Here is a 16,619-nt window from a genome sequence, read left to right on the forward strand (position 1 = left end):
GCAGGGGCACGAGATCGATTTCGCGCTGCTCGTCGACGGGCTGGCGGCAGAGCGCGGCCGTCGGCCTGGCGGCGCTCGTCGTAGCCGTGCTCGTCCATGAAGTGGCCGGCCCGCCCGCGCCGCCGCTGGCCGCACGCGAACCGCCCCCCGCCCGCGCGGCAGCGCCGGCCCCGTCCCTGCCCGTTCCGGCACCGCCGCCCACCGAGCACAGCGTGCAGGCCGCCACCATCGTCAATGACGCCCTGCCCGCCTCGCCGGCGGCGCCGGCCGTGACCGTGGCCACGGCGACGAGCGCCAGCGTACCGCGCAAGGCGGCGCCGCCCCTGCGCCAGGCGGCCGCGCGCGCGCCGGCGTCCCGGCCGGCAGCGGCGCCGCCGGGCGACAGCGACGTCGCCTTGCTGACGGCCATGGTCGCGCATGCACATCGACAAGAAAGCACGGCGTCCCCCGTGCGCGACGTGGTGCTGCGCCAGGGGGAGGAGGACACGGCTAGCCTGCTGCAGCGCTGCAAGCAGCTGGGCATGATCGAAGGCATGCTGTGCCGCTCGCGCATCTGCTCGGGCCGCTGGGACAGCGATTCCGCCTGCCGCTGAACGGGGGCGGCGCGAACGGCGGCTCCGCCAGGCTCAGGCGCGCTCGGACACTTCGATCAGGTTGCCGTCCGGATCGCGCAGGTAGATGGAACGGATGGGCCAGTTGGCGCCCGTGCGGGCCACCGGCCCTTCCTCGATGGCCACGCCCAGGCCGGACAGATGGGCGATCACGACATCGAGGGGCACGGCGGCGATGAAGCACAGGTCCAGCGAGCCGGGCGTCGGCAGTGCGGCCTTGGGCAGGAATTCCTTGCCGTACTCGTGCAGATTGATCTTTTGCGCGCCGAACTTGAACGCATGGCGTCCGGCGTCGAAGGTGTCCAGCTGCATGCCCAGCACGCGCGTATAGAAATCGATGCAGGCGGCCTTGTCGCGGGTCGTCAGCACCAGGTGGTCCAGGTGGGAAATCATGCTGTCCTCGGGGGATGGGGCGCGTCCATGCGCCCCCTTAAAAAACCTTCCATCAGCGCCAGCAGGGCTGGCGGCTGCTCCTGGTGCGGCGTATGGCCGCACTGCTCGACCATGGCCGGCATGGCGTTGAGCGCCTGCGCGACGATGGCATCGACCTGGGCCGCACTGCCATACTGGTCTGCCGTGCCCTGCACCACCAGCGCGGGGCATTCGACGGACGGCAGCAGGTATTCGATATTCCAGAACTGGAAGCCATAGCTGAGCCAGGTGTCGGCCCAGGCCTTGAAGATGGCTGGCGTCTTTTCGCCGTGGTACTTCGCCAGCGCGCGCAGCTTGCCCGCGCCGAAGGCGGCATCGGCCGTGCGGATGCCGTCGAGCGTCATGCTTTCCACGAACACGTGCGCCGCCTCCGTGATGATGCCGCGCAAGCGGGGCGGCTGCTGCGCCGCATAGATCAGGGCGATGCTGCCGCCATCGGAGTGGCCGACAAGAAAATGGTCCTGTCCCGGCAGCACGGCGGCGAGCACTTGCGGCAGCTCGCACAGGGCGTAGTCATGCAGGTAATGGATCTGGCGGCGGGCCGCCAGCGGCGAGGACAGGCCATAGCCGAGGCGGTCATACAGCAGGCCGCGGCAACCCGTGGCCTGGCATAGCTGCAGGGGAAAATCCTTCCACATCGCGCAGCAGCCCAGTCCCTCGTGCAGGAAGACCAGCCAGGGCTTGGCGGGATCGCCGTCGATCAGTTCGTAATAGATATCGTTTTCGGCGCTCAGGTTGAGTATCGGCATGGTCTGGGGCATGGGCTGGACAGGCGACCTATTGTGCCATTGTCCGCCCGCGTCTGCGCGCTCCGCCCATAAAAATATCCTGACGGAAAATACACGAACGCTTGCCCGCACGCTCTTTGCGCCAGCGCAAATTCACGCCGTCTTTCGCCGTCCGTGCGGGCCTTTTTGCCGCGCCACGGGCCTAGAATGAACGTCTCCCCCTTCGGAGCAGACGGCTACCTTATCAGCCAGGACGCGTCACTAGCAGCCGCGGCAACAGATAGGGCGTCTTGCCGCACGACGTCAGGCGCGGTGTCCAAACTATCGATCAGGAGTGCATCATGGAAATGAAAGTAGAAGACAGGACCGGCAGCAATCTTGCCGAACAAGAACTCGCCGACTTGCCCGTCCAGCAGGAAAGCAAAACGGCGAAAGGTACGGCCGCAAAGGATCTGAACCTGAGCGGTAATGCCTTCACCACGTATTACACGTGGCGCGCCAACGGCGTTTTCCACGCCGTGAATTTCGTCAATGGCAGCGTGAATGCCAATTCGCGCGTGTTCCTCAATATCAGCGAATACAGCACGGACCCGCAGCACCGCTTCATCGGTGCCGCCCGCATGGCGGTGTACAACATCGCCCCATACAACGGCGGCTTCCTGGCGTGGGTGGAAATTTCCTGGGGCAGCCCGCTCAATATCCGCTTCGACGTGTTCGTCGATCCCTGATCCGGGAAAGCCAGCCACGCAGCCGGCCCCTGCCACCAGCAGGACGGTAGCGCGTGCCATGGACCATTGCTGAAAGAAAGCGAAACAGCGACAAGCGGGCGCACAAAACAAAAGGGCCACGTGTTGCCACGTGGCCCTTAGCTGCTGCTTGTTCTGGCTCCCCGACCTGGACTCGAACCAGGGACCTGCGGATTAACAGTCCGTCGCTCTACCAACTGAGCTATCAGGGAAAGGAGGCCGAATTATATACGTCCATAATGCCCATGTCCAGTTGCAATCTGCCTACACCGAAAAAACCGGCCGCCGACGGCTGCCTGCCGTGACGGGATGCGGGGGCATGTCCTGTGCCACGGCGTGCGTGCGGCAGGCCGGCAGCAGTTGCAGCAGTTGCAGCGGCATGGCGCGCGGGCACGGGGTTTGCCGCAGGCTTACGCCAAACGGAGCAAGGTGGCGGAAAGCGCCTGAGTCCGTCTGCGCGGCGCCACGCAAGATAGTAGAATAGCCGGGCCATCCCCACACGGAAGGCGCAAACCGGCATGCCGGCAGCGGGGCGTCAAACGCGCCGCCGCACCGGTACGCACTTGCAAGGCCTGGCCTTGCCCCTGGCTTTTTGCTCTCAAGCTGACATGACCGAATCAAGCGCACCCGTGATGGACAAGCCCGGCAGCGGCGACAGCTCGGCCGAAATTGCCGAACATATGGCCGCCGCCATCGTGGCGCGCCAGTTGCCGCCTGGAACCCGGCTGCGCGAAGAGGCGCTGTGCCGCTTGTATGGCGTCAGCCGCACGAAGATCCGCGCCGCCCTGCTGATCCTGTCCAAGGATAAATTGATACGCATGGTGCCCGACAAGGGCGCCTTCGTCAGCCAGCCCACGGAAGCGGAAGCGCGCGACATCTTCGCGGCGCGGCGCATCATCGAGGCGGCCCTGGCGCGCACCTTCGTCGCGCGGGCCAGGCCGGCCGACTACCGCATGCTGGAACGGCACCTGAAAGCGGAACGCCAGGCGCTGGCCCAGGCCACGCCGCTGCGCTCGCAGCTGCTGGGCGACTTCCACGTGCTGCTGGCCGACATCGCCGGCAACGCCGTCCTGCGCGATATCGTGCGCGAACTGGTGGGACGCAGTTCCTTGATCACCATGCTGTACCAATCCGGCCACGATGCGGCCTGCTCGTGCGACGAACATGGCCGCTTTCTCGAGGCGGCGCGCAGCGGCGACGCGGACCTGGCCGCGCACCTGATGGTGGAGCACCTGACGCACGTGGAAGCGGCCTTGCGTTTCGACGGCAGCGCGGGTCCCGACAAAAAAGACCTGGTGGCGGCGCTGCTGATGTAAAAGGCCCGGCCCAAAGAAAAGGCCTCCCTGCGGGTGCACGGGAGGCCTTTGTTTTCTGCGGCAATGGGATTGCCGCCGAGGCACGGCTTATTCGCCCAGGTAAATGAACTTGAACAGGAAGATGGCGGCGATGATGTAGGCCACCACGGACACTTGCTTGCCCTTGCCCGTCAACAGTTTCAATACGGCATAGGTAATGAAGCCGAAGGCCACGCCGCTGGCCACCGAATACGTAAACGGCATCATCAGGGCCGTGATGGCGGCCGGGATACTTTCCGTGCTGTCATCCCAGTCGATGAAAGTCAGTTCGCGCAGCATCAGGCAGGCCACGTACAGCAGCGCGGGCGCCGTCGCATACGGCGGCACCGTGTGTGCCAGCGGAGCGAAGAACAGGCTGCCCAGGAACAGCAGCGCAACGGCCACGGCCGTCAAGCCCGTGCGGCCACCGGCCTGCACGCCGGCGGCGCTTTCCACGAAGGCCGTGGTGCTGGACGTGCCCAGGCAGGCGCCGGCGGCGATTGCCGTGCTGTCGGCCAGCAAGGCCTTGTTCATGCGCTCCATCTTGCCGTCCTTCAGCAAGCCGGCGCGGTTGGCCACGCCCATCAGGGTGCCCGTCGCATCGAACAATTCCACCAGGAAAAACACCAGCACCACGTTGACGATGCCGAACGACAGTGCGCCCATGATGTCGAGCTTGAACAGGGTCGGCTCGATGGCGGGCGGCGCGGAAACGATGCCGTTGAACTGGTTGCCGCCAAAGAAGAAGCTGGCGATGGTGATGGTGAGGATGCCGATCAGGATGGCGCCCGGCACTTTCAGGCGGTCCAGGGCGACGATGATGAAGAAACCGACGATGGCCAGGATGGGCGCCGCCTGGTGCAGGTCGCCCAGGGCGATGATGGTGGCGGGATTGGACACCACCACGCCCGCGCTTTTCAGGGAAATGATGGCCAGGAACAGGCCGATGCCGACCGTGATGGCCGTGCGCAGCGCGGGCGGGATGCTGTTGATGATCATCTCGCGCACCTTGAACAGGCTCACCAGGATGAACAGGCAGCCGGAAATGAAGACGGCGCCCAGCGCCACTTCCCAGCTCATGCCCATGCCCTTGACGACCGTGTACGAGAAATACGCGTTCAGGCCCATGCCCGGCGCCAGGGCGATCGGATAGTTCGCGTACAGGCCCATGATCAGGGTGCCGATGGCGGCCGCCAGGCAGGTGGCGACGAAGACGGAATCTTTCGGCATGCCCGCGTCGCCGAGGATGGACGGGTTGACGAAGATGATGTAGGCCATCGTCAGGAACGTGGTCAGGCCGGCCAGCAGCTCCGTGCGCACGGTGGTCCCGTTGTCCTTCAGTTTGAAATAGCGTTCCAGGAACTGCATGATTAACCCCTTGTTTTGGTAGAACCGGGCGCCTGCGTGTGGCCAGTGCGCTCTTTTTATTGCAATACGACTACTTTCCCGGCACGCTGGCCGGCTTGAAGGCCCACCAGCGGCTGCCTGCAAAATTCCACATCAGGCCGATGCCCGTCGCCAGCACCTGGGCCAGCCAGTAATACCAGCCCAGCTGGTGCACCAGCAGCCACATCAGCCCCGTATTGATGCACCAGCCTATGCCCAGCAGGGTGAAATACTTGCTGGCCGCCTCGCCATGGCCCTTGTCGCTCTTGAACGTGAAAAAGTAATTGAGCACATAGTTGACCAGCGAGCCGAAGATATAGCCGATGCCGGAAGCGGCGGCGGCGCTGATGCCCGCCCATTCCACGCCGCTCCACAGCACGGCATACTGCACGGCCGTGCCGGAAGCACCGACGGCGGCAAAACGGAGGAACTGGTGATGCAGGGCATGCGAAGTGGTCGATTCGGACATAGTGATTTTCAAATGGGCGGTAGCCGGGGCCGGGCAAGAATAAAAAATGGCTACGATTGCTCGTAACCATTTTTCAGCCTGCATTTTACTGCAAGTTGCGCCTGAGGTTCAGATTCACGCCCGCTTTGCCGCTGCCGCGTGCCGCCGGCGCAGCCACACCAGCAGCGCGATCAGCAGCAGCGCGCCCGCCACGCCAGCGGGCAGCATGAAGGGTTGCATGCGCGCCAGCAAGGGCTTGTCGCCGCCGCTGCGCGCCTGCGCCACGTAGGCGGGCGTGACGGATACGTCCGGATTGCCATACTGCTTCAGCACGTAATTGGCGATCGAGGCGATCTGCTCATCCGTCAATGGCTGCACGTAGGAACGCTGGTCGAAACGGGGCATGAAGGCTTCGTGCTCTTCCCCTTCGATCTTGCGCTCGACGCCGAACAGGATGGCCGACACCAGGTTGGCCGGCGTGGTGCCGCCCGTCGCCGTGTTGTGGAACAGGGCCGGATAGGCCTGGCCCGTGCTGCCGGCGCCGCTGGCCGAGTGGCAGCTGGCGCAGTAGCCGGAAAACAGCACGGCGCCGCTGTTGAGCGATTGATGCTCGGTGGAACCGGCCATGCCGCGCCGTGCCGCTTCTTCGCTGGCCGCGCTGCCATGGCTGAAAGCAGCCCTGGTTTGCCCGGGCGCACGCACGGGCGGCACGGTGCGCAGGTACGCCACGATGGCGGCCACGTCGTCGTCGCGCAGGAATTGCAGGCTGTTCTGGATGGCTTCGGCCATGCCGCCGGCCGCCTGTCCCTTGCCTTCCACGTGGCCCGTCTTCAGGTAGGCGGCGAGCTCCGCATCCGTCCACGCGCCGATGCCGCTGACCTTGTCGGACGTGATGTTCGGTGCATGCCAGGAACCGAGCGATGCGCCCGCCAGGGTCTGGCTGCCGATTTCCGCCATCAGCGCGTTGCGCGGCGTATGGCAGGCGCTGCAGTGCGCCAGGCCTTCGGCAAGATAAGCGCCCCGGTTGATCTGCGCACTCTTTGCCGGGTCCGGCACGTAGCGTTTATTGTCGAGGAACAAGGTGTTCCAGCCCAGCATGGACAGGCGCACATTGAAGGGGAATGGCAGGGCCGTCTGGCGCGCCGGCTCGTCGACGGGCTTGACCGCCTGCATGAAGTAGTAATACAGGTCGCCCACGTCCGCGTCCGTCAGCCGCGCATAGCTGGTGTAGGGCATGGCCGGGTACAGATGGCTGCCGTCGGCGCGCACGCCTTCGCGCAGCGCGCGGGCAAAGTCGGCCTCGCTGTAGTGGCCGATGCCGCCCTTTTTCGACGGCGTGATATTCGTCGCGTAGATCGTGCCCAGCGGCGAATCGATGGCGTAGCCGCCCGCGTACGGCTTGCCGCCGGCCGCCGTATGGCAAGCCATGCAGTCGGCTGCGATGGCCAGGTAGCGGCCCCGCTCCAGGCGCGCATCGGGCGTGGCGGCCGCCGGCGCGGCGGGACGGTCCGGCGTCAGGGTGACGGGTGGCGCCGAGGCTGGCACGGCAGCGATGGCGCCGCCGGCCAGCAAGGCCAGGCCGAGAGCGAAGGACAGGCGGCGCATCATGCGGCCTCCCGTGCCAGGGTGCGGGCGATGTCGTCGGCCGCGCGCAAGCCGAGCGCGGCCATGCTGAGGGTGGTGTTGACGACGCTGGCCGACGGCATGGCGCCGCCGCCCGGCAGCCACAGGTTGGCGTGGTCGTGGGCGCGGCAGTTGCCGTCGACGACGGAATCGGCGCGGTTCGAGCCCATGATGACGCCGCCCATGATGTGGTTGTTCGCGTTCAGGCTGCTGGTGATGTTGAATTCCACGGCGCCGAACAGCTTGCCGATGTGCTCCAGCTGCGCATGCGCGGCCTTGGCGCCATTGCGCACGTAGTCGCCCACGTCGTAATAAATGTCAGGACAGGCCAGGCCCAGCGGGTCCTTGCGCGTCTTGCTCAATGTCAAGCGGTTGTGCGCTTCCGGCAGCGGCTCCAGGCTGATCGACAGGTCCACGCCAAACGCGGCGCGGCGGCGGATTTCATCATCGAGGTCCTTGCCCACCAGGCCCAGCTTGAGCGACTGCTGCGTCGCCGGTCCCACGCGCGTGATGTTGTTCAGGATCATCTTGTTGGCCGAATACTGGCCACGGAAGGCGCCGTCACGCGGCCCCACCAGGCAGCTGCTCTGCGCGGGGCCACGGCCCGTCCAGATCGGCTCGTTGGCGAGGAAGGTACAGTGGAAACCGGAATGGTCCATCATGTTGCGGCCCACCTGGTCGGAACTGTTGGCGATGCCGTTCGGATTGTTCTGGTTGGCCGCCAGCAACAGCAAGCGGGGCGTCTCGATGCCGTTGCAGGCGATGACGAAAGCCTTGCCCGTCGCCATGTGCGACTGCTTCTTCGCGTCGTACCAGTGCACGGCCGTCACGCGGTTGTTCTGGTCCGTGTCGATGCGGTAGACGACGGCTTCGGCCAGCACGCCCGCCCCTTTCAGTTCGGCCCGCTCCACGTGGTGGATGCCGTTGTACATGGCGCCGATGGGGCAGATGGGCTGGCAATTATTATTGCCGCAGCAAGTCGGGCGGCCCTGCCACGGGCGCGTCGAACGGCCCTGCGGGATCGGCACGGAACGGTAGCCGTGCGGGTTGACCACTTCGGCGAAGCGCTTGTCACCATAGCCCCAGGGCACCATGTCCATCGGGTAAGGCTTGCTGCGCTCGCTGGGCGACTGCAGCGCCGGATCGTTGGGGCCGGCCACGCCCATTTCCTGCTCGGCGCGGCAATAGTACGGTTCCAGCTCATCGTAGGAAATGGCCCAGTCGCGCCCTACCCCGTAATCGCTTTTCATGCGCATGTCGGACGGCAGGTGGCGCCAGCACGACGCGGCCCAGTGCCAGGTGGTGCCGCCCACCGTGCGCAGATATCCCTGCTGGAAACTGCTACCGCTGGGGCCGGACAGTTCCACATAGTTATTCTTCGGGAAGTACAGGGGCGCGGGCGCGTTCTCCGCCTGCGGATACAGGCCCTGGAAGTCCGAGCCGACGCGGTTTTCGAACGGCATGTTGCGCCAGTTTTCCACGGCCTGCCCCCGCTCGATGCGCAGGCCCGCTTCCAGCATGATCACGGAATGGCCTTGCGCGGCCAACTGGTCGGCCATCATGGCGCCGACGACGCCGGAACCGACAATGACGACATCGGCGACGACGTCGCCATTACTCTTGAATTGGGGGGATTTCATTTTGCTTGCTTGCCTTTCGGTTCGGGAGTGCCGGTGGTGGCCGGCGCGGGCACGGGCTTCGGTGCCACGGGCGCGGCAACGCCCACGGCCGGCGGCGCCTTCAGCCACCACAGGGGGCCGTAATTGCAATACGTGGGCACGACCTGGCCATCGGCCACCGTGCGGTACATCAACGCTTCCGCATACGCGACGACGACGGACTTCGTGCCCTGCGCCGCGTTGCCGGCGACCGTGCCCGTGTACCAGGCGGCGACGATGGCCAGCGCCAGCTCGCGCAGGCCGGCGCCGGCGGCGGTGGCGGCCGCCAGCAAGGTCCTGGCTTCCTGTCCCGTGACGAGCAGCGCGCCCAGGCGCGGCAACTGTTCGACGAAGCCGGGCACGTTGATGCGCATGGCCTGTTCGATGCGTGCCGCCGTGGCTGCCGACAGGTCGCGGTGCCCCGTGATGGTTTGCGACAGGGTATAGAACAGCATGCTGCCCGGCGCCAGGCCGGCAGCGGGTGCGCTGGCCGGCGCCTGCATGGCGGCCGACAGTGGATTGCTCCAGAAGCCAGCCTGCGCCAGCAAGGCGGCCAGGCCGATCAGGGCGTGGCGGCGGCTGATGCGCGTGGTGGTGGACGGTGCTGCTGGTGGCCCGGATGGTGCGTTGCCTGGATGATTCATGAGACGAGACTCCCGCAAGACTTGCTATTTTATTGACTACGATGATTGCGTTAAATCACATTTGAGCAAATGCAATCCGTGCCGTTATTATCCTACAGAAATAAATTGTTTGCCAATGTAGTATTACTACGCGAACACCATCCATTCACCCGGTTGTGTGCCGCATCGCATGATCCCGTCCTGCCCCTGGGGAGGCAGTCATGGCCCGCAACAGCATGGCGGCTGGCCCGAGACGATTGCAAATTCGCTTATGAATTGGCGGCATGACAGACAAGCATACCCGTTTAATGCGCACCCATCCGCCACGCACCGAAGCCCACCTTGCCGCTTGCCGCCTTCGCCTGCCTGCCCACGGCACAGCAACCGCAAGCCACGCGCGAACGGCGCGCATGCGAGATATGGCACGGCATGTCAGGGGGATGTCACGGCAAAACCGGCAAGACATCTTGTCCGCGTCGGGGAACAGCTGCAGGGAGAAATACGGGGTGGCGATCGGGCGCTTGAGGCCCTGCGCACGGCAAGGGAGACCGCATCGCCCGGCGCGTCGCAAACAAATAAAAGCCCGGTGCATGGACCGGGCTTTTTCGTGCAATGGCATGCGCTACGGAGGGCGCTCGCAGCGCGGGCCGCAGAAACCCGTCGCGGCGCCCCTGCCTGCGGCAGGCGCACGCATCTGCAGGGGCAGGCTTCTAGCCCCTGCGCGCGCGACGCCGGCGCGCCACCAGGCCCATCAGACCCAGGCCGGCAGCCAGCATGGCATAGTTCGCAGGCTCGGGCACGGCGGCGGTTACCGACACATTGTCCAGTGCCGCACCCCAGGCGCTATTCTTGCTGTAGCCCTGAAAGTACAAGGTACTGCTGGCATTGGTGGCAACAAAGCTGAAACCTTCTGTCACCCAGCCCATGTTCGACGGCGACCTGCCCGTGCTGTCGAAACTGAAGGTGTGCACGCCTGTCACGCCCGCATCCAGCAGTTTGAGGCTACCGCCGCCTTCGGCATTGCCCGCCAGGCTGAAACTGACGTTATACAGCTGTCCGACCACGGTGCCGAAGGACTGCGAAATGCGTCCGCCAGTATTGCCATTCAAATCCAGGCTGTAGCGCCCCTCCGCATGCTGCCAGTAGCGATTGACGATGTCGACACTGCCGCTGTCAACGCTCCAGGCACCCAGATGCGCGCCGCTGTTCAGCTGCGCGAAGGGGCCGTCAAACGTGCTCGATTCGAGGCCGCCGTTGCTCAACAAGTTAGCGTGCGCCATAGGCGCGGCCAGAATCAGGGCCGCCACACCGGCCAATACCGTCAACTTACGCATAATCCCATCCTTTTTATTTTGTTCAAGAAATTTATTTTTCTTGCAACGATCAGCTTAGGGATGAGAAATTAAAATACAAATAATATTTTCAAGTTAACAATGGATGATTTATCCAGATCAAGAAAACCAGCCATCCGGCGGCGATGCCCCCTATCCAGGCGGCCACCCGGCCCGCACTCTGGAGAGCAAGGCACTGGCACGTCCCGGCATCCACGGACGCGCCAACTGGGGACGGACGCGCCGGCCTGCCGCTTTTTGGCTTACCGATCCCGCACCGCGGCAATACCGGCCAGGGCTTTCATGATCAAGGACGCCGTTGCGTGCGGCCGGGATATGTAGATGGCATGGCTGCCGGCGGCTTCGGCCACCGTCGAGCCGGCACGCCGCGCCATCTGGCGTTGCGCCACGGGTGAAATCATCTTGTCCTCGGTGGCAACCAGATACCAGCTGGGCTTGCTCCTCCAGGCTGGCACCGCAACCACGCCCGTCAATGCGGCAAGCCCCCACGGCACCTGCGCCGCCGCCATGAAGTTTGCCTTGTGCCTGGGAACATCGGCCGCGAACGCTGCCGCAAACTTCTTCTGCTCAAGCAGCAGGAAACCATCCTGCGGCGGCAGGATCGGCGGGACCGGCGCATCAGGCGGCGCATTGCGCAGCAGCGTCTCGACAGACTCGCCCTGGTCCGGCACGAATGCCGCAATGTAGACCAGTGCCTCGACCTGAGGGTCGTTCCCCATGGCCGTGACCACGGCGCCGCCGTAGGAATGCCCGACGAGGACTACGGGTCCCGGAGCCGCGCGGATGACCCTCAGGGTGGCCGCAACATCGTCGGCCAGCGATAGCGTAGGGTTTTGCACGATGGACACGTGACAGCCATCCTGGCGCAGCGCCATGTACACGCCTTCCCAGCCAGAGCCATCCACAAAACCACCATGCACCAACACGACCGTTGGCCGTCCAGCACCTGTCGTTTCTGCCATTTGAGCCTCCCAGGAAATCGGAACTGACGGGAATGACGTCCCCTCCGGCGCTGCGAGCGCATGACAAGGCGGGCTGGGATACTGGCGCCGCGGCCAACACTCGCTTGTACAAGCTTATCGCCTTGGACTTGACGACCTGTGCGATTGATCAATAAGCGTGCCGCAATCGGCCCTGCGCAGACGAGCCGGCCCGAAAATGCAAAAAGCCCAACCGGTAAAGGCTGGGCTTTTTGCTACTACATGTTCTGGCTCCCCGACCTGGACTCGAACCAGGGACCTGCGGATTAACAGTCCGTCGCTCTACCAACTGAGCTATCAGGGAAAAGAGGCCGCATTTTATAGGGCTAGGTTGCAGATGTCCAGATTTCCGCCGCAAAATATGTATTTTTTTCCATATGGCGTCGCTTGAGCATGCTCAACCCGGATGGGTCTGCGGGTGATAGTCAAAGACCAGCACGCGCCCCAGCCATGGCTTGAGAAGTTCGACGAAGGCCAGGTGCGCCGGATGGGTCAGGTAAGCGTCGCGCGCTCCGGCATGGTCGAAAGTCAGGGTAAAGCAATCGGTGAAGCCATCCTCGAGGCCTTCCGGACTGACATTCGGCCCCCATTCGAATTGCTGCACGCCGGGTATGCGGTGTTTCAGCTGCGAGAACTCGTAGACGAGCTCGGCGTGCTTGGTGGACGTGATGCCGTCAAGAAAGTCGCACAGGACAATATGGCGCAAGGCAGAGGTACAAGTCATGGGGTGGCGCTCCTGAAGTGATACGGTCAGGATAGCGCAAAACGCGATATCGCACCGGCCGGCCCTGCCGGCGGCGGCGGAAAACAAAAAAGGCCATGTTTTTCAACATGGCCTTCCGAATTCTGGCTCCCCGACCTGGACTCGAACCAGGGACCTGCGGATTAACAGTCCGTCGCTCTACCAACTGAGCTATCAGGGAAAAGAGGCCGCATTATATAGGGCAAATTTTCAATTGTCTAGATTTCCATAGGGAAATTCTCATCCATGCCCCGGCATCCACGCCGATGGCACGCAACAAAAAAGGCCACGTTTTTCAACGTGGCCTTTCGAATTCTGGCTCCCCGACCTGGACTCGAACCAGGGACCTGCGGATTAACAGTCCGTCGCTCTACCAACTGAGCTATCAGGGAAAAGAGGCAATATTATATGTCGCTTATTCCATATTTGCAAGACTCAAACTGCATCTCGCCGCATACGGCCATCACCGACTTTCTACTGCCATCAGCGCCGCACTTGCATGCAGCGCCGAAGAAGCAAGATCTTAAAGCACTTTGGCGATCGCGTCAATAACGATGTCGATATTGCGCGAATTCAATGCTGCCACGCAGATACGGCCCGTGTCGACGGCGTAGATCGACTGCTCGCGCAAGGACGCCACCTGCTCCTTGGTGAGACCGGAGTACGAGAACATGCCGATCTGCTGGCGCACGAATTCGAAATCATGGCCTGGCGCCTTGGCTTTCAGCTTTTCCACGAAGGCGTTGCGCATTTCGCGGATGCGCACGCGCATGCCGGCCAGCTCCTCTTCCCACAGCTGGCGCAGTTCCGGCGTGGCCAGCACGGTGGCGACCACCTTGCCGCCGTGCGTAGGCGGGTTCGAGTAGTTGGTGCGCACGACGCGCTTCAATTGCGACAGCAGGCGTGCCGCCTCATCGGCGCTGGCAGCGACGACGCTCAGGGCGCCCACGCGCTCGCCGTACAGCGAGAACGATTTGGAGAACGAGTTCGACACCAGCAGCGGGCCGCCCGCGTCGGCGAAGCGGCGCACCACGGCGCCGTCTTCGGCGATGCCGTTGGCGAAGCCCTGGTAGGCCATGTCCAGGAACGGCACCAGGCCGCGCGACGTCACGACGCTGATGATCTGGTCCCACTGGGCCACGCTCAGGTCCGCGCCCGTCGGGTTGTGGCAGCAGGCGTGCAGCACGACGATGGAGCCGGCCGGCATGGCATCCAGGCTGGCCAGCATGCCGTCGAAGTTCACGCCATGGGTGGCGGCATCGTAGTAGGTGTAGTTATTCACGACGAAACCGGCGTTCTCGAACAGCGCGCGGTGGTTTTCCCAGCTTGGGTCGCTGATGTAGACTTGCGCGCCCGGCGCGAAGCGCTGCAGGAAGTCGGCGCCGATCTTCAGCGCGCCCGTGCCGCCGATGGCTTGCACGGTGACGGCGCGGCGCTCTTGAATTACGGCGCTATCGGCGCCAAATACGAGTTCTTGCACTGCCTTGTCGTAGGCGGCCAGGCCTTCGATCGGCAGGTAGGTGCGCGGGGCAGCCTGTTCGATCAGGATGGCTTCCGCCTTGCGTACGCAAGCTAACAGAGGCACCTTGCCGTTGTCGTCATAATAGACGCCGACGCCCAGATTGATCTTGGCGGGATTCTGGTCCGCGTTAAATGCTTCGGTGATGCCCAGGATCGGGTCGCGTGGGGCCATCTCGATGGCGCTAAACAGACTGGCAGAAACAGTTGGGTTCGTCATGATAAGATTGGATTCGATTGGAAGCAGGTTCACAGCGGAGTTGTAGACAGCGCCCCGAATACAACGCCAGGGCCGCCAGCAGAGCACTATTCTAACAAAGGTCTGATTCACATGCCCGAATTATCTACCGCCAGCGAGGCGGAAAGCGCAATTATCTCTTTCCCGGACTCCCCCTTCAAGCTGCACCAGCCCTTCCCTCCGGCCGGTGACCAGCCCACGGCGATCGCCCAGTTATCCGAGGGGATTGCCGATGGCCTGGCCTTCCAGACCCTGCTGGGCGTGACCGGTTCGGGCAAGACCTACACCATGGCCAACGTCATCGCGCGCATGGGCCGGCCCGCCATCGTCTTCGCCCCGAACAAGACCCTGGCGGCGCAGCTGTACAGCGAATTTCGCGACTTTTTCCCGCAGAACGCCGTCGAATACTTCGTCAGCTACTACGATTACTACCAGCCGGAAGCCTACGTGCCCCAGCGCGACCTGTTCATCGAGAAGGATTCGTCGATCAACGAACATATCGAGCAGATGCGCCTGTCGTGCACCAAGTCGCTGATGGAGCGGCGCGACGTCATCATCGTCGCCACCGTCTCGGCCATCTACGGCATCGGCAACCCGAACGAATACCACCAGATGATTTTGACGCTGCGCGTCAAGGACCGGGTCAGCCAGCGCGACGTCATCGCGCGCCTGATCCAGATGCAGTACACGCGCAACGAAGTCGATTTCGGCCGCGGCACCTTCCGCGTGCGCGGCGACACCATCGACATCTTCCCCGCCGAGCATGCGGAACTGGCCGTGCGCCTGGAAATGTTCGACGACGAGATCGAATCGATCCAGCTGTTCGACCCGCTGACGGGCCGCGTGCGGCAAAAGATCCCCCGCTTCACCGTGTACCCGGGCTCGCACTACGTGACGCCCCGCTCCACCGTGCTGCGCGCCGTGGAAACCATCAAGGACGAGCTGCGCGAACGCCTCGAGTTTTTCCGCAAGGAAAATAAACTGATCGAAGAGCAGCGGCTGGAACAGCGCACCCGCTTCGATCTGGAAATGATGGCGGAAATCGGTTTCACCAAGGGCATCGAGAACTACTCGCGCCACCTGTCCGGCGCGCTGCCGGGCGAGCCGCCGCCGACCCTGGTCGACTACCTGCCGCCCGACGCCCTGATGTTCCTCGACGAATCGCACGTGCTGACGGGCCAGCTGAGCGCCATGTACAACGGCGACCGCTCGCGCAAGACGAATCTGGTCGACTACGGCTTCCGCCTGCCGTCGGCGCTGGACAACCGGCCCTTGAAATTCGAGGAATTCGAACAGAAGATGCGCCAGACCGTGTTCGTCTCGGCCACCCCGGCCGAATACGAAAAGAACCATTCCGACCAGGTGGTCGAGCAGGTGGTGCGCCCCACGGGCCTGGTCGACCCGCAGATCATCGTGCGCCCGGCCAGCAGCCAGGTGGACGACCTGATGTCGGAAATCGTCGAACGCATCAAGAAGGACGAGCGCGTGCTGGTGACCACCCTCACCAAGCGCATGTCGGAGCAGTTGACGGAATACCTGGGCGACCATGGCATCAAGGTGCGCTACCTGCACAGCGATATCGAGACGGTGGAGCGCGTGGAAATCCTGCGCGACCTGCGCCTGGGCACCTTCGACGTGCTGGTGGGGATCAACCTGCTGCGCGAAGGCCTGGACTTGCCGGAAGTGTCGCTGGTCGCCATCCTCGACGCGGACAAGGAAGGCTTCTTGCGCTCCGAGCGCAGCCTGATCCAGACCATCGGCCGCGCCGCACGTAACCTGAACGGCACGGCGATTTTGTATGGCGACCGCATCACGGACTCCATGCGCCGGGCCATCGACGAGACGGAACGCCGCCGCGCCAAGCAGATCGCCTTCAATACGGCCAACAACATCGTGCCGATCGGCGTGAAGAAATCGATCCGCGAAATGATCGACGGCGTCTACAGCCCGCAGGAAGCGCGCGAAACCCTGCAGGTGGCGCAGGAAGCGGCGAAGTTCGAGTCCATGAGCGAGAAACAGGTCAGCAAGGAAATCAAGCGCCTGGAAAAACTGATGGTCGACCACGCCAAGAACCTGGAATTCGAAAAGGCGGCGCAGGTGCGCGACCAGCTGCACATCCTCAAGCAGCAGCTGTTCGGCGCCCCCGGTACGGACAACGTGGCCTCGATCCTGGGCAAGTAAGCGCGGGGCCGGCGGCCCG

At 63.8% G+C, this 16,619-nt stretch carries 15 protein-coding genes and 4 tRNA genes; 4 read left to right on the plus strand and 15 right to left on the minus strand.

What is annotated here, in order from left to right; translation table 11 throughout:
• A partial coding sequence (locus EBS11_RS03725) for a hypothetical protein (protein WP_290600653.1) occupies window positions 1-593 on the plus strand: 593 nt, incomplete at its 5' end.
• 33 nt (window positions 594-626) lie between these two features.
• Here the strand turns inward: EBS11_RS03725 and EBS11_RS03730 are convergent.
• Window positions 627-1,004, minus strand: a complete 378-nt coding sequence (locus tag EBS11_RS03730) for a VOC family protein (RefSeq protein WP_290600655.1) — start codon at window positions 1,002-1,004, stop codon at window positions 627-629.
• On the minus strand, window positions 1,001-1,804 hold the full coding sequence (locus EBS11_RS03735; RefSeq protein WP_290600657.1) for an alpha/beta hydrolase: 804 nt from the start codon (window positions 1,802-1,804) through the stop codon (window positions 1,001-1,003). Before EBS11_RS03735 ends, EBS11_RS03730 begins: the two co-directional genes overlap by 4 nt.
• A 308-nt stretch (window positions 1,805-2,112) precedes the next feature.
• Between EBS11_RS03735 and EBS11_RS03740 the strand changes: the two genes are divergently transcribed.
• Window positions 2,113-2,499, plus strand: coding sequence for a hypothetical protein (locus tag EBS11_RS03740; protein WP_290600659.1), 387 nt, complete (start codon window positions 2,113-2,115; stop codon window positions 2,497-2,499).
• A 154-nt stretch (window positions 2,500-2,653) separates the two neighbouring features.
• Here the strand turns inward: EBS11_RS03740 and EBS11_RS03745 are convergent.
• A tRNA-Asn gene (locus EBS11_RS03745) sits at window positions 2,654-2,729 on the minus strand.
• 396 nt (window positions 2,730-3,125) lie between these two features.
• On the opposite strand from EBS11_RS03745, the gene EBS11_RS03750 reads away from it, so the two are divergent.
• Window positions 3,126-3,833, plus strand: coding sequence for a GntR family transcriptional regulator (locus tag EBS11_RS03750; protein ID WP_290600660.1), 708 nt, complete (start codon window positions 3,126-3,128; stop codon window positions 3,831-3,833).
• A gap of 87 nt (window positions 3,834-3,920) precedes the next feature.
• Here EBS11_RS03750 and EBS11_RS03755 read toward each other — a convergent pair whose 3' ends face one another.
• The 12 genes from EBS11_RS03755 to EBS11_RS03810 form a co-directional block, all read right to left on the minus strand.
• Window positions 3,921-5,219, minus strand: a complete 1,299-nt coding sequence (locus EBS11_RS03755) for an NCS2 family permease (protein ID WP_290600661.1) — start codon at window positions 5,217-5,219, stop codon at window positions 3,921-3,923.
• A 70-nt stretch (window positions 5,220-5,289) separates the two neighbouring features.
• Window positions 5,290-5,706 carry a GtrA family protein gene (locus tag EBS11_RS03760; protein WP_290600662.1) on the minus strand — a complete coding sequence of 139 codons (417 nt, stop codon included), beginning with the start codon at window positions 5,704-5,706 and terminating at the stop codon, window positions 5,290-5,292.
• Between the two features lie 114 nt (window positions 5,707-5,820).
• Window positions 5,821-7,293 (minus strand): c-type cytochrome, encoded by a 1,473-nt coding sequence (locus EBS11_RS03765; RefSeq protein ID WP_290600663.1) that lies wholly within the window; start codon window positions 7,291-7,293, stop codon window positions 5,821-5,823.
• Entirely contained in the window at window positions 7,290-8,948 is a 1,659-nt protein-coding gene (locus EBS11_RS03770) for a GMC family oxidoreductase (protein WP_290600664.1), read from the minus strand. The genes EBS11_RS03765 and EBS11_RS03770 overlap by 4 nt, the downstream gene beginning before the upstream one ends.
• Window positions 8,945-9,610, minus strand: a complete 666-nt coding sequence (locus EBS11_RS03775; protein WP_290600665.1) for a sugar dehydrogenase complex small subunit — start codon at window positions 9,608-9,610, stop codon at window positions 8,945-8,947. The genes EBS11_RS03770 and EBS11_RS03775 overlap by 4 nt, the downstream gene beginning before the upstream one ends.
• Window positions 9,611-10,299: 689 nt before the next feature.
• Complete coding sequence (locus EBS11_RS03780; RefSeq protein WP_290600667.1) at window positions 10,300-10,923, minus strand: choice-of-anchor C family protein; 624 nt, start codon at window positions 10,921-10,923, stop codon at window positions 10,300-10,302.
• A gap of 260 nt (window positions 10,924-11,183) precedes the next feature.
• On the minus strand, window positions 11,184-11,903 hold the full coding sequence (locus tag EBS11_RS03785) for an alpha/beta hydrolase (protein ID WP_290600669.1): 720 nt from the start codon (window positions 11,901-11,903) through the stop codon (window positions 11,184-11,186).
• Window positions 11,904-12,149: 246 nt separating this feature from the next.
• Window positions 12,150-12,225: transfer RNA gene (locus EBS11_RS03790), tRNA-Asn, on the minus strand.
• 93 nt (window positions 12,226-12,318) lie between these two features.
• Entirely contained in the window at window positions 12,319-12,645 is a 327-nt protein-coding gene (locus EBS11_RS03795) for a Dabb family protein (RefSeq protein ID WP_290600670.1), read from the minus strand.
• Window positions 12,646-12,768: 123 nt separating this feature from the next.
• Window positions 12,769-12,844, minus strand: a tRNA-Asn gene (locus tag EBS11_RS03800).
• A 135-nt stretch (window positions 12,845-12,979) separates the two neighbouring features.
• Window positions 12,980-13,055, minus strand: a tRNA-Asn gene (locus EBS11_RS03805).
• A gap of 131 nt (window positions 13,056-13,186) precedes the next feature.
• Entirely contained in the window at window positions 13,187-14,401 is a 1,215-nt protein-coding gene (locus tag EBS11_RS03810; protein WP_290600671.1) for an amino acid aminotransferase, read from the minus strand.
• 111 nt (window positions 14,402-14,512) lie between these two features.
• Between EBS11_RS03810 and uvrB the strand changes: the two genes are divergently transcribed.
• Window positions 14,513-16,600 carry an excinuclease ABC subunit UvrB gene (uvrB, locus tag EBS11_RS03815; protein WP_290600672.1) on the plus strand — a complete coding sequence of 696 codons (2,088 nt, stop codon included), beginning with the start codon at window positions 14,513-14,515 and terminating at the stop codon, window positions 16,598-16,600.
• Window positions 16,601-16,619: the final 19 nt, after the last annotated feature.

Source organism: Janthinobacterium sp. (assembly GCF_009923995.1).
GTDB lineage: Bacteria > Pseudomonadota > Gammaproteobacteria > Burkholderiales > Burkholderiaceae_D > Janthinobacterium.